The 13983-nt window shown below is 70.8% G+C and carries 10 protein-coding genes and 1 pseudogene; 8 read left to right on the plus strand and 3 right to left on the minus strand.

Going from position 1 to position 13983, the window contains the following annotated elements:
• From OG395_RS09565 to OG395_RS09580, 4 genes are all read left to right on the plus strand, one after another.
• Complete coding sequence (locus OG395_RS09565) at window positions 1–1776, plus strand: asparagine synthetase B family protein (RefSeq protein WP_327242493.1); 1776 nt, start codon at window positions 1–3, stop codon at window positions 1774–1776.
• A 37-nt stretch (window positions 1777–1813) separates the two neighbouring features.
• Window positions 1814–3175, plus strand: a complete 1362-nt coding sequence (locus OG395_RS09570; protein ID WP_327242494.1) for an aldehyde dehydrogenase family protein — start codon at window positions 1814–1816, stop codon at window positions 3173–3175.
• Window positions 3176–3992: 817 nt separating this feature from the next.
• The gene (locus tag OG395_RS09575) at window positions 3993–4559 is read left to right on the plus strand and encodes a hypothetical protein (protein WP_327242495.1); all 567 of its coding nucleotides are present in this window, start codon (window positions 3993–3995) and stop codon (window positions 4557–4559) included.
• Between the two features lie 550 nt (window positions 4560–5109).
• Entirely contained in the window at window positions 5110–6084 is a 975-nt protein-coding gene (locus OG395_RS09580) for an alpha/beta fold hydrolase (protein WP_327242496.1), read from the plus strand.
• Window positions 6085–6226: 142 nt separating this feature from the next.
• On the opposite strand, the gene OG395_RS09585 is transcribed toward OG395_RS09580, so the two are convergent.
• The 3 genes and pseudogenes from OG395_RS09585 to OG395_RS09595 form a co-directional block, all read right to left on the minus strand.
• Window positions 6227–7429 carry an alpha/beta hydrolase gene (locus OG395_RS09585; RefSeq protein WP_327249295.1) on the minus strand — a complete coding sequence of 401 codons (1203 nt, stop codon included), beginning with the start codon at window positions 7427–7429 and terminating at the stop codon, window positions 6227–6229.
• A gap of 395 nt (window positions 7430–7824) precedes the next feature.
• Window positions 7825–8157, minus strand: a pseudogene (locus OG395_RS09590) (TetR family transcriptional regulator C-terminal domain-containing protein); the annotation flags it as partial.
• Window positions 8158–8702: 545 nt separating this feature from the next.
• The gene (locus OG395_RS09595) at window positions 8703–10274 is read right to left on the minus strand and encodes a N,N-dimethylformamidase beta subunit family domain-containing protein (protein WP_327242497.1); all 1572 of its coding nucleotides are present in this window, start codon (window positions 10272–10274) and stop codon (window positions 8703–8705) included.
• Between the two features lie 200 nt (window positions 10275–10474).
• Between OG395_RS09595 and OG395_RS09600 the strand changes: the two genes are divergently transcribed.
• From OG395_RS09600 to OG395_RS09615, 4 genes are all read left to right on the plus strand, one after another.
• Window positions 10475–11227: a response regulator transcription factor gene (locus tag OG395_RS09600; RefSeq protein ID WP_327242498.1), complete on the plus strand. Its 753-nt coding sequence runs from the start codon at window positions 10475–10477 to the stop codon at window positions 11225–11227.
• A 6-nt stretch (window positions 11228–11233) separates the two neighbouring features.
• Window positions 11234–12613 carry a sensor histidine kinase gene (locus OG395_RS09605; protein WP_327242499.1) on the plus strand — a complete coding sequence of 460 codons (1380 nt, stop codon included), beginning with the start codon at window positions 11234–11236 and terminating at the stop codon, window positions 12611–12613.
• Window positions 12614–12743: 130 nt separating this feature from the next.
• A complete protein-coding gene (locus tag OG395_RS09610) occupies window positions 12744–13190 on the plus strand; it encodes a hypothetical protein (RefSeq protein WP_327242500.1) in 447 nt (148 codons plus the stop codon).
• Window positions 13191–13507: 317 nt separating this feature from the next.
• Entirely contained in the window at window positions 13508–13981 is a 474-nt protein-coding gene (locus OG395_RS09615) for a hypothetical protein (RefSeq protein ID WP_327242501.1), read from the plus strand.
• Window positions 13982–13983: the final 2 nt, after the last annotated feature.

Below are 13983 nucleotides of genomic sequence, written 5' to 3' on the forward strand. Positions count from 1 at the left end.
ATGGCACGCTTCTGCGTCTGCTTGTCCCCGACCACGCGGCAGGCCCGCGCCCATGTCGAGGCGATGGGTGCGGCCCGGAACGACCGGGCATCCGTGGACGTCCCCGGGGCCGACCTGGGACTGATCCCGGACGAACCCGGCCGCGCCGACGGCCCGTTCACGGCATCCGGCCTGACGGCAGTGGGCGAGGTCACCCTCCACAACCGCCCTGCCCTGCTGTCCGCGCTGCACGCCGAGGGGATCCCCGTACCCGCCCGGTGCTCCGACGGTGAACTGCTGCTGCACTGCTGGGCGCGGCTCGGCGACGCGGGAGTGGCTCTGGCCGAAGGCATGTTCGTGCTGGCCGTGCTGGACGGCACGGACCTGATCCTGATCCGCGACCACGTGGGCGCCCGGACGCTCTTCTACGCCCGCGCCGAAGGAGCCTGGGCGGCCTCGACCTCGTTGAGGGCGCTGCGGCGCTGGCCCGCGCTCGGCACGTCGATGAATCTGTCCGCGGTCCGTTCCTTCCTCACCTTCGCCTATCTGCCGGGCGAGGAGACGCTCCTGACCGGCGTGCGGGAAGTCCTGCCCGGGCGGGTGCTGCGACTGGCGAAGGACGGCAGTGTCACCGAGACCGCGCACTGGGAGCCCCACGAGCACATCGCCCAGCCGGTGCCGCAGGATCCGACGGAGCATGTCCAGGCCCTGCGGGCACTCCTGGAGCGGGCGACGGCCGAAAGGCTCCCGCAGGCGGAGCCGACGGCGGTCCTTCTCTCCGGCGGGATCGACAGCTCCCTCGTCACCGCGCTGGCGACGAAGCTCCACAGCCATCCGGTGCACACGTACTCGATCAGCTTCGGCGACGAACTCCCCAACGAGCTGGGCTACTCGGGCCTCGTGGCGGCCCACTGCCATACCCGCCACCGGGTCCTGAACGTGTCGGGGAAGACGGTCGCCTCACGGCTCGCGGAGGCGGCTGCGCTCCTGGACAGCCCGGTGGGCGATCCGTTGACGGTCCCGAACCTGTTGCTCGCGGAGGCCGTGGCCGCGGACGGCGCGTCGGTGGTGCTCAACGGCGAGGGCGGCGACCCCGTGTTCGGCGGCCCGAAGAACCTCCCGATGCTCGTGCAGGAGATGCACCGTGAACCGGGGGCACCCTGGGACGAGGACCGGGCGACGGCGTATCTGCGCTCGTACCGCAAGTGCTGGACGGACCTCCCGACGCTACTGACCCCGCAGTCGCTGGACGCGCTGCGGGACGCCCCGCGCCCCCAGCGGTTCGTGGAGCCGTATCTGGCACCGGGCGCCCACAGCCCGCACCGCATGGGCCACCTCCTCAACCAGCTCCTGCACTGCAATCTGCGGACCAAGGGCGCGCACCACATCCTGACAAAGGTGGAGCGCCTGACGGCGTCGCAGGGCATCGAGGGCCGGGCACCGCTCTTCGACCGCCGGGTCGTCGACCACGCGTTCGCGACGCCGCCCGCGTACAAACTCCGTGGCTCTGCGGAGAAGTGGATCCTCAAGGAGGCCGTGCGCGACCTCCTCCCCGACACGGTCGTCGACCGCCCGAAGAGCGGGATGCGAGTGCCGGTGCAGCAGTGGCTGACGGGTCCGCTGCGCGACCTCGGAAACGATCTGTTGCTGAGCCGGCAGTCTGCCCACCGGGGCCTGTTCCGCCCGGACACGATCCGCGCCTGGATGAAGGGCGAGGGCACGCTCCTGCCCCGTCACGGCGGCAAGCTGTGGCTGGTGCTGACGCTGGAACTGTGGCTGCGGTCGTACGCGTTGTGAGGAACGAGCAGCAGGAAGCGACGAGCGGGAAGCAACGATGAACAGTGAACTCACCGACCCTCGCACGGGACTCATCCGCGGCACGGCTCCCGTCTCCCGCGAGCCCGAGGTGGCTGCGGCCGTGGCGGCCGCCCGTACGGCGCTCGGCGCATGGAGCGCCCTGACCCCCAAGGACCGGGCGCGACGCCTGGACCGGCTGGCGGCGCTGATCGAGGACGGTGCGGCGCAGTACGCGGCTCGTGAGCGGGCGGGTACGGGCAAGCCGGACGCGGAGACGGCGGGCGAGATCGAGCAGGTGGCGGATCTGTTCCGCTTCTTCGCGACGGCGGCACGGACCCGGACAGCACCGGCGGCAGGCCGGCTGGTGACCGGCCACGAGAGCTGGGTGCGCTGGGAGCCGATGGGCGTGGTCGGGGTGATCATCCCCTGGAACTATCCGCTGATGATGGCGGCCTGGCGTTGCGCCCCGGCACTCGCCGCGGGCAACACGGTAGTGGTGAAACCGGCGGAGACCACTCCGGACACGCTGGAGCTACTGGCGGAGCACGCCGCACGGACCCTGGGCAAGGGCGTGCTCCAGTCGCTTCCGGGAGACCGGCGGACGGGTCGACTGCTGGTCGAGTCCCCGGTGGACATGGTCGCGTTCACGGGCAGCGGGCGGGCGGGCCTGGATGTGGCGGCGCGGGCGGGGACGCGCCGGATCAGCCTGGAGCTGGGTGGCAACGCCCCGGCCGTCGTTCTCCCGGACACCCCGGCGGACACGTATGCGTCGCTCGCGGAAGCGGCCACGTACAACGCGGGTCAGAGCTGTGCGGCACCAGCCCGGGTCATCACGCTCACGGAGAACTACGAGGAGACGGTGGCCCGCCTGACGGAGGCGATGGGGGCCCGGTTGGCCGGCCGTGACTTCGGCCCGCTCAACAACCCGGACCAGGTGGCGCGTTACGACTCACTGGTCACCTCCTCGTCCGCGAAACGACAGCTGGCGGCGGACCTCGCCGTCCCGCCCGGCGAGGAGCACGGCCACTGGCGCGCGGCCCTTCTCCTGGCGGATCTCCCGCACGACGACCCGACGGTCACCGAGGAAGTCTTCGGACCGCTCCTCACGGTCCAGCACGCGGACACCGTGGAGGCGGCCCTGAGCCTGGCAAACAGTGTCCCCCAGGCCCTGGCGGCCAGTGTCTGGACGACCGATCTCGGCACTGGGCTCGATCTCGCGGCCCGCCTCGACGCGGGCGAGGCCTGGCTCAACTGCCATCTGGTGCAGACGGCAGAGCTCCCGCACGGCGGGCGTGGCTCGTCCGGCCACGGCACGGACCTGAGCACGCTGGCGCTCCAGGAGTACCAACGGCCCAAGACGGTGACGGTGCGGCTGACGCCCGGCCCGCGCGACAGCTGAGGCAGAGGGCCATCGGACAACAGCAAGTCCGGTGCTGCGAAAGGAAGATCGACCATGGTGTCGGGTGTCGTCCCGAATACGGGTGCGCTCATCGCGTCGACGAAGGGTTCTTGACGACGCATCACACGCGATGCGCGTCCCAGTCGCCCCGGAATCGCCATCATCACCGCCGGTGTCCCGGTCCGTCCCGCCCACCCGGTCCTCGGGCCCGGGACGGACAGAACGGACCGCAGGGACACACGATCACCATGCGGCACCCGGCCGCGCACGCGGCAGCAGCGCACGAAAGCACCGACCGGCGCCGCGGCGCGGCCACCGCCGGCATGTCCAGGGCCCAGCTGACGTCGACGACGTGGCCGACCCGAATGAGTGGACAGCCCTCAGGCCGGCCGCTCGTCGGGGGTCCGTCGGGCAACGATCCACTCACATCCGACTGCTGAGGCCCCGGTGGCGGAGTAGGCCATTCGGTGTATTAACTGAGATGGTGAGTACGTAGCCCCACCGGCTCCTGAAGCAATGCGACGGGGCTGAATACGGCTGTACCCGTACCGGGAGTTGTGGCACACATGGCGATGGCCGCGTCGGCCGGGAGAACGGCACCCCGATCGACAACCGCCACGGCGGCGGGCAGCCGATCGTGCTGATCCATGGCGACGCGGACCGCATCCTGCCGTACGAGAACACCACCAAGCGGCTGCCGCCGCTGATCAGGGGCCTCATCTCCGTGACGGTGGAGGCGGTCCGCACAACGTCGCCTGGACACACCCGGACGTTGTCAACCCCGCCCTGCTGGACTTCGTGAAGGGATGAGCGGCCTATGACGGGAGTCACCGGTCCGGCCCGGAACCTTCGTGGTCTCCTGGCCGGGGCTGCCGCGGGCGCTGCCGGGACCACGACCCTGAACGCGGTCGGTTACCTGGACATGGTGATCCGCGGCCGAGGCGAGAGCACGACACCCGAGGTCACCGTGGAACGGCTGTCGGGGGCCTTTCACGTTCCGATCCCGGGCGACAGGGACGTACGGAAGAACCGCGTCAAGGGACTGGGCCCCCTGACCGGCATGGCAGCAGGTGTGGGCATGGGCGCCCTGCTCGGTCTTGCCCTTTCCTGCGGCTGGCGACCGGGCAACGCGGTCCTGACCGCCACGGCGACGACAGGGGCGCTGATCGGAACCAACGGCCCGATGACCGTGCTGCGCGTGACCGACCCGCGGACGTGGTCACGCTCCGACTGGGTCGCAGACATCGTTCCGCACGTGGCCTACGCGTTGGTCACCGTCGCCGTCGTCAGGAGGCTGGAATCCGACCCGGCCGATCACGCCGGCGAGATCCGTACGGGAATACGGCAATGCGGCGCCGTGCTCCGCCACGCCCTGTGCTCCTGACCGACGAGCACGCGGCGGGCGGCACGGAACCCTTCGGGCAGGCCCTGCTCCACCAGGCCCGGACCGGGCCTTGAGATGTACGGGACGCAGCTGCGAGTTCTTCGTCCAAACCTCCCGCCGCTCTGCGCATGCGCGGCCTCCCTCCGGCCTGCTGATCGGCGCCCGCCTCGAGGACCTGAACTCCGCGCCCCCGCCGTCCCCGGTCATTCGCGAATCCCTGGGGACGGGCATCACGGTCTTCGACCGCCCGTGGTTGCCTGCCCGGGCGCGGAACCCGGCCGGCTGCAACATCCCGTGGGTTCTCCTGAGCCCCCCTCGGTCCTGTCGTTGCCGGCTGCGGACACACCGGTGCTGGGCCGCTCAGGTCAGCCGCGACGTAGTCCGATGGCGGCCACTGGGACAAGGGGACCAGGCCCTGGCACGCCGGGCAAGGCCGGTCCTTCACTCCGATGCCCCGCCTCTTTCACCCGGTTGGACGGCGCCGCCGGGCCCGGCGGCGCCGATGGGTGAACGCTGAGGTGCTGTTGACCTCGAGGGAAGCGAGAACGGGATGACCGCATGGGCGATCTCCGGCACACGGCGTCGAATACTGCGCGCGCACGTCACCGTCTCCGGATGTGCACTGGCCCTGTGCGCATCCGCGACAGCTCCGGTTGCCGCGGAAGGCGACACGACCGTCACGAAACCCACCGTGGTCCTGGTGCACGGCGCGTTCGCGGACGGCTCCAGCTGGGACGGGGTCATTCCACGCCTCGAGCGCAGCGGCTACACCGTCATCGCGCCCGCCAACCCGTTGCGCGGCCTGTACAACGACTCGACCTACATCGCCTCGGTACTCGACAGCATCAAGGGCCCGGTCGTGCTGGTGGGCCACTCCTACGGCGGCGCCGTGATCAGTTCGGCCGCGGCCGGCAACCCCAGGGTGAAGTCGCTCGTGTACGTGTCGGCGCTGATGCCCGACGTGGGCGAGAGCGGCATGTCGCTGGCCGCGCGGTTCCCCAGTGAACTGGGAACCGCCACCAGGTCCGTCCCGTACCGGGAGAGCGGCCGCAGCGGGACCGACCTGTACCTCAAGCGCGACAAGGTCCACCAGGTCTTCGCCGCCGACCTCCCGGAGAGCGAGGCGAATCTGCTGTGGGCCACCCAGCGGCCCGCCGCTACGACCGCGTTCTCCGAGAAGGCCAAGGTTGCGGCCTGGAAGCACATCCCGTCCTGGGCGCTCGTCGGCCGACAGGACAAGACCATCAACCCGGATCAGGAACGCTTCCAGGCGAAGCGCGCCGGTTCGCACACGGTGGAGATCAACTCCTCCCACGTGTCCTTGATCGCCCATCCCGCGGCCGTCGCCGACCTGATCCTCCGGGCGGCCGGAGCTCCCTCCGCCACCCAGCCGTCCCGGGCTGCCACCGGGTCCGCGAATGACATCCGCACCAAGGCCGCCCTCGCTGGTTTCGCGGGAGCGTCCCTGGCCGCCGGCGCAGGGGTCGTCCTCCTCGGCCGTCGGCTGCGACGCACCCGCCGCTGACGGCGCGCCGACACGGCACGCCCCTCACGCGTCCTCCTCTTCGGGGCCGACGGGCGGTTGCGAGCCGAGCGGTGCCCCGGCTCGGCTCGCAGGTTCAACCAACAGTGCGTCACCGAGCTGACCACCGCTCACGACCGCGTCCTCACGGCAGATGATCCACGCGTCGCACCCGGCCGTCCCGGTCCGGCTCGCCCCCATCGATCAGATGCGCTTCGCGGGAGCGACCCGTCCCGCGCAGGGACGACAGTTCGGCCGTCAGCCAGCGGAAGACCTGCGGCACTTGGCGTTTCCACACCGCAATGGTGTGCGGCCCGCGCGCCTCGACCACCACCACCCGCGTCGGGGGTGCTGCCGCCCGCCGCAGCGCGAGGCCGTCACGGTAGCCGTCGTTGCGTCGGCCCGAGAGGTACAGCGCGACGCGCGGCGGGATGGTGGCGTGGCGCAGGATCCACAGTGGGTTGTTGACCCGCCGCAGCTCCGGGTCCCCGCCCGTGAGGGAGACCCGCTCGGCGGCCGGATCGTTGTATCCGGAGAGGCCCACGGCCGCCCGGTACCGGTCGGGGTGGGCGAGCGCCATCTTCACGGCGCAGTGTGCCCCGGCCGAGTATCCGGCCACCGCCCAGCCGCCCGCACGCCTCTGCGCGCGGAAGGTGTCGATCACCATCTGCCGGACGTCCACACTCAGCCAGGATTCGGCGTCCACGACACCTGGCACGTTGGCGCACCCGGTGTCCTGGCCTGCCAGCAGATTGGTGCGCGGCTCGACGAGGATGAACGGGGCGATCTCCCCGCTCCGCATCCTGGCCTCCAGTTGCGACTGCACCCGCAAGCCGCTGAACCACGCCTTCGCCGATCCGGGGAATCCGCCGAGGAGCTCGACCACAGGGAACCTCCGGTTCCGGAAGGCCGGTTGGTTGTACTGGGGCGGCAGCCACACGTACACCTCGCCGCGCACCCCCGACACCCGACCGCTCAGCCGGGTGACGCGGACGCCCCGGCCCATCCGGGCGTCATGCGCCGGACTGAAATCCTGGACAACCTTCGGCTCGTTCGCCGATCGTTTGTGGTCCCCGAGTCCGTCGCGCCCGAGGTCCGGCGCGGCGACGATGTGCTGTCCGGTGCCGAGCAGATCGGCCCAGCTGTCATACAGGCCGTTGGTGTTGTTGACCATCACGAAGACGCTCAGCACGGCCGACGCCTGCGCGAGGACGACCATCATCAGCCGCAGCGCGCCGCGCACCAGGGCGGGGCCGCGTACCCGGGACCACAGCAGCAGGGGAAGCAGCACAGTGACCGCGGCCAGCGCGATCGTGGCCAGGAAGAAAGGTGTCCCCGTCAGGCTCATCACGCCTGGGAGGATGCCGTACGCACTGCGTTGGTTACCCGCTTTTCCACCTTTTTACGTCGAACGCGAGAGGCTGGGGAACGCCATGTTGACGCCAGGAACCCTCGGCCCGTGTCCTCCTGGCCCGGTCTCCCTGCGCGCGGGGGACCTGACGCGCCGGTGCACTTCCCTTCCCGGACGGATTTGACGGCGTGGTCCCGGAGGCCACCGGGCCTGAAGTCCTGCGCCTGGGACGAACGCTTCGGCCACCTGAGTACGCGGCCGTCCCATGAGGGGTGGCTCGTCCTCGTGCACGCCACCCGTGGGGGAGGCAGGGTCATGAGGCCGGCCGTCAGCGTGGCGGGCAGTGGCATCCGGGCGGCGCGCACGACCGCACGCCGGCGGACGACCAGGCGCTACCGCTGCCGCAGCCGGGCCAGCTCCACCTCGATGGCCTCGGACATGAGGGCGCGTGCGTGGTCGATCGCGAGTCCACCGCTCAGCCAGCGCATGCTCAGGCCCTCGAGCAGAGCGGTGAGCCGTTCGGCGGCCGAGGCGAGCCTGGCCGCCGGCGCCATGGGGTGGACCTGGCCCAGGAGCGCGGCCACCTCCTGTACCCACATCAGGGTCGCCCTGGCGAGGTCCTCACGCAGGACGGGGTCGAAGACGGCACTCGCCCGCAGCTCGCCCCAGGCCGTGCTGTTCTCGCGCACCTCCGGGGTGTCCTGGAGCTCCAGGAGCAGCAGCTCAATGGCGATGTGGCACGTGTACCACCGGACGAAGAACCTCCTGATGTCGTACTCGGCACAGAAGCCCGGGCTCGTTCTGACACCGAAGGAAGGCGCCCGACCTGGGCTCCTGCCCGCCAGGCGCCTTTCGCTTTCCCCGCTCATAGCGGGGCCCGGACTGCGTCATACCTCCGCGTTCCTCCCATGGCCACCCCGTTCCTGACCAGCAGTTCCGGACCGGTCACGGACCAAAACCCAGCCTCACCCGGCAGGCGCCGCTCCCTGGTTCACGCGGTCCGACTCCTGCGTCGGCTGCTCGACGAGGCGGTTGGCATGGTCCTGGATGCCGCCTCTCGACTACGCGCCCTTGGCTGCACCGTCGCCGCCCAGGTAGCCCGCTGAAGGTATACGGGACCTGTGCACCAGGTCGGTCACTGCGGCGATGTCATCGTCGCGGCCGAGCGGCGGGTTGGGCTCGTACGGGACACCGCGCCGGACCACGGGCATATCGCCCCGCAGCAGTTGTTGACACACATGCTGGAGCGCGGTACCGGGCCTACTGCCGTTCAGGGTGTGGGCGACGGGTACAGCGTGCTCGCATTGTTCCGGGGCTTCGGTCTGTTCCTGCCGCACGGGCCCTCCGCGAACGCTCGGATCAGGTTCTCCGTCGCTCGGGTGACGAACCGTCCGGTGCGTGCGTCCATTCCATGGTTGCGCCCGTTGTCCCGAGTTCCGGCCATGAGGGCCTCGACCCATCGCATCGTCCCGGAAGCGAAGACGCCCGATCCGCTCGGCACGGTGTAGTACGCGGAGTCCGAATGGCTGGGCGTGCCCTTGTAGAAGAGAGGGGAGTGCGCAACGACCTCAAGCGGCGCCGGGGTGGGCATCCCCGGCGTGACCCGGTCGTACTCCACCCCGACCAGATGGTCGAAGGAGTCTCCGCGCCTGACCCCGGTCCCCTCGAAGAGCCAGTGGTCGTCAGCATGGACCACATACGGAGCGTCGACCGGATAGCCCTCGTAAAGGACGCCGGTGAGGGAGGATTCGGGGTCGGCTCCGGGCGACTGTCGGAAGTCATGTGTCGGCAAGGCCGGATGGTCGGTGAGGTACGGGTCTGCCCGGTAGTCGGATTTGTAACAGACCACCGTGCGTGCGTCGCCGGATGGTCCCCGCTCCAGCCTGATCCGGCGGAAGCAGGCGTTGGCGCCGAGGAAGGCCACATTGGTACCGGAGTCACGCGCCCGGGTCACGTGGTCCCGTTGCTGCGGGCTCCAGTACTCGTCGTGGCCCAGGGAGAGCGTCGCGCTGGCGCCGTGAAGCACGCCGGGTTCGCGGTGGACGTCCACCCCCGTGGTGTAGGCGAGCGGAATTCCCAGCCGCTCCGCGAGAACGACCACCGCCCTCTCGTAGACCATGAACTTCTCGGCGCCACTGCGGTCATAGGGCCGGTCGAAGCTGACAGCGAGCGACCGTGTCCCGTACGCACCGTCCTCGCCGCGATAGAGGCTGTACCCGCCCCATGCGTTGTACGCCTGCCAGGTCGACGCCGCGTGCATCAGCACTGTCCTGCCCGCGCCGGATGCCGAACGGACGATCAACGGCACATAGCGCTGGTGGCCGTTGTCCGCTTCCAGTCGGAGCAGGTACGCGCCCTCCGGCCAGCCGTCGGTGCGTACGCCGAGCGTGCGCTTCCAGTCGGCCCGCACTGTACGAGTCGCCTCCAGCAGCCGGGGCCGGGCCTGGACCGAGCCGGCGATACGGCGCGAACGCCACACCAGGCGCGCCTGCTGTCCCCCGTACCAGCCGACCCGGTAGGCCGAGACCCGGAAGCCGGACGCGGTCGTGGAGACGTACAGACCGAAATCCTCGCCCGGCAGCACGCTGACTCTGTCGGTGTATCCCTGGACGGCCTCGGGCGTTCCCTCCGAACGGATACGCCAGTCGGGGTCTCCCTCGCGGGTCCGCTCACCGTCCCCCGTGGACCGGCCGGAACCGGGCGGGGTCGTCTCGGTGCGGGGCCCCTTGGCAACGGAGGAGCGGCAGCCGGCCGCCATCGCACCAGCCACGGCAACGGCGAGGAAATGCCTGCGCTCCAGACGACCGAGCACCTCGGCGTCCTGCCTGTCGGCCTGCTCCATGTCCTCCGCCAAGTGTTCCCGCCGCGACACCGTCACAGCCGATCGTCACCCGGCACGCGCTCGCGGACGAGCCGAACCGGGCACACGGGTCAGCGCCCGTGGTGAGCCCCGCCATGCGCTGGGCCGCCCCGGTGACCGAGGGGATGCGGACGGACGCATCACGACATGTGGTGCGCCCTCGATGCTCCTACGGTGGAGGCATGCGGGTGCTGGTGGTCGAGGACGAGGTCCGCACGGCGGAGCTGCTGCGGCGCGGGCTGACCGAGGAGGGGTACGCGGTCGACGTGGCCGCGGACGGTCCGGACGCTGTCTGGCAGGCCGCCGAGGTGCCCTACGACCTGATCGTCCTGGATGTGATGCTGCCGGGCTTCGACGGCTTCGAGGTGTGCCGGCGGCTGCGGGCCGATGGGTGCTGGGCCCCCGTTCTGGTACTGACCGCCCTCGGCTCCGTCGGCGAACGGGTGCACGGCCTGGACGCCGGTGCCGACGACTACCTGGCCAAACCGTTCAGTTTCGCCGAACTGTTCGCCCGGCTGCGGGCCCTGGTCCGCCGCGGTACCCACCCGAGGCCCGCGCTCGTCACCGTGGGCGATCTGCGGATGGACCCGGCGAGCCGACGGGTCTGGCGCGGGGAGGCCGAGCTCCAGCTCTCGCCGAAGGAGTTCGTCCTGCTGGAGCTGTTCCTGCGGCATCCGGGCGATGTGCTGACCCGTACCCGGATTCTGGAGCACGTGTGGGACTACCCCTGCGACGGGGTGTCCAATGTCGTCGACCAGTACGTGGCCTACCTGCGGCGCAAGGTCGACCGGCCGGGCGAGCGGTCCCACCTGGAGACGGTGCGCGGCGCCGGCTACCGGTTGCGGGCCCCCGACACCGCTGGGCCCTCGGCGAACCCTGCGTACCCGCCCGTCCGGCCGGAGGAGCCGGGTGCCGGGTCCGGGCACGGGCGATGAGCCGAGATGCCCCTGCGATGGCGTTTGGCACTGGTCTTCGCCCTGGGTACCGCCCTGGTGATCGCGGTCGCCGGATTCCTCTTCCTGCAACGGCTGACGGCGGGCCTTGACGCCTCCCTGGAGGCGACACTGCGTGCCCAGGCCGATGCCGAGGTGGTCCGGCTGGCGGCCAGGGGCCCGCTCCCTCCCCTGCCGCCCCCCTCCGCACGGGATCCCGACGGAGGTCTCGGAACCGGTGCGGGAGCGGAGCGGGTCGCTCAGGTGCTCGCGCCCGACGGCAGGCTGCTCGCCTTCACCGACGGTGCGGGCAGGCGTCCGCTGGCCGATGACGAGCAGGTGCGGGCGGCAACCCGGAGCACGGTCGGGTTCACCACCTCGGTGGAGGGTCAGGAGTATCGGATGCTCGCCGTGTCGGCCTCCAACGACGACAAACCGGTCGTCGTCGTGGTGGGGTCCAGCACCCGGCTCGCGGACGCGGCGACCACGCACAGCCGCAACGCCCTGCTGCTGGGCGGCCCGCCCGCTGTGGTCGCCGCAGGTCTCGGCGCGTACTGGCTGGCCGGCTCCGCCCTGCGCCCGGTGGACCGGATGCGCAGACGGCTCACGGAGATCACCGAGCACGACACCGGCGCCCGCCTGAAGACGCCTGCCACCCACGACGAGGTCGCGACCCTCGCTGCCACCATGAACGACGTGCTCGACCGGCTCGCCGACGCCCTGGCCCGCCAGCGGGGCTTCGCGCTGAGGGCCGAACTCGAACTGGCTGGGCAGCCCGGCCGCACCCGGGAGGAACTCGCCGCCGCGGTCGCTGCCGCCGCTCAGGACACCGATCGGCTGATCCGGCTGTCCGAGGACCTGCTGATGCTGAGCAGGACCGACGAGGGACGAAGCGTCGTGCGGCCGGAACGGCTGGCACCGGCCGAACTGCTGGCCGCCGCTGTGCGGGCGGCTTCGTCCCGCGCGGCGCCCCGGAAGGTGCGGGTACGTCTGCAGGCCGACGAGGGCGTACGCATGGTGGCCGACCCCGACCGGCTGCGGCAGGCCGTCGACAACCTGCTCGACAACGCCCTGCGCTACGCCCCCGACGGAAGCGACGTCGAAGTCGGCCTCACCGTCCGCGGCGCGGAGATGGATGCCCGCGCCGTGATCGAGGTACGTGACCACGGTCCCGGATTTCCGCGCGCGTTCCTGCCGCTGGCCTTCGAACGGTTCCGGCGAGCCGACGCCGCCCGCAGCCGGCACGGGGGCGGGGCCGGCCTCGGCCTGGCCATTGTGCGTGCCATCGCGCAGGCCCACGGCGGCAGTGCCACCGCCGACAACGCGCCGGGCGGCGGTGCTCGGGTGCGGCTGGAGATCCCGCTCGCGTCAGGAGCCACCCGGCTCTGAGGGGTGCGTACGGTGCTCGACGCCGAACATGTCAGGGCTCACATCCGGTGTACACGCTCGCCTCACCAACGGTTTCGCACCATGGGGGCATCGGCACATCAGCGACGCACCCAGTGCGAGGTGAAGTCTCATGAACGTGAAGGCCACGGAGAAGACCGGAAAGAGTGTCCGGATGCGGACTGCGGCCGTCGGCGCCGTGTGCGCGGCCATGCTCGCCGGCGGAGCCGGGGTAGCGATAGCCGCCCCGTCCACCGCACCTGCTGTCCATGTGGCGACGGTTGCCGCGGCGGCACCGATGGCGACCGCGTCCATCACCGCCCACGCCAGCCACAGCTCGGTCAAAGCCGGTTCGACTGTGGTGATCAGTGGGAAGACGACGGACATCAAGACCGGCAGCAAGCTCACCGTGCGTCATCTCAACAGCAGTGGCAAGTGGACCCCGCTGCACGCCCGCGCAACCGTCGAGAAGGGCGGCGTCTACAGGGTGCACGTCAAGCTCAGCCACGCGGGCGCCCAGCAACTGCGCGTGGCCCACGGCAAGACCCTCTCGCCCATCGTCCACGTGATGGTCACCTGACCTCGAACTGACTCGAAGCGACGCCTCGCGGTCTGGACCTCGACAGGTCGAGACCGCGACGGTCGATGAACGCATCCGAACCGTGGTTTCGCCCCCTCCCCCACCGCGCACCGGGGAGGCCGGGGCGCCGGAAACGACGAAGAACGGCGACGTGCCGTTTTCCACCGACCGGGATTCGTACGACTGTTCCGAGTTGCTGTTCCGCACCGCCCCGGAGCCTCTCCCGGTACAGAGACCACCCAGGCACCATCGGCGTTCCCCCGTATGGTGGATGCGTCAAGTTCTCACTTCTCGCGTCATCCGTGCCGGAGGATTTCGTGACCGTGGCCCCTCGTCTCGTCTCCACCGTCGCCGCTCCGCTGGACCGAGCGTCGGCGGACGCTCCGCAGGTGCTCTATCGGCCTGGCCGCAGGGTACTTGCGCAGCGCGGTGACACCGATGTGGTCACCCTCGACCTGGACGGGCCCGGCGCGGGACAGGCCACCGAGGTCCGCTTCCCGGCGCCCTGGCCGCGCGGATTCGGAACAGTGACGGTGTCGCCGGACCGGGATGTCGCGGTGTTCGCCGGCGTGCACGCGGTGCGCTCGGTGGAGGCGTCCGGCGCTACGCGGTGGGAGGTGCGACATGGCTGCTGGGACGGCAGCTGTCCCCTGATGCACACGTCCTTCGCCGAATACGCCGACGACAGGGATCACTTCTACGCGGACGATCGGGTAGGCGGGCCGGTTTGCCCGGCCCGCCCCCCACACCACCGGACATGCGGGCCCGCATCCGGCGGTTCGTCCAGCTGATC

The sequence above is a fragment of the Streptomyces sp. NBC_01320 genome (assembly GCF_035974375.1).
Classification (GTDB): Bacteria; Actinomycetota; Actinomycetes; order Streptomycetales; family Streptomycetaceae; genus Streptomyces; species Streptomyces yanii.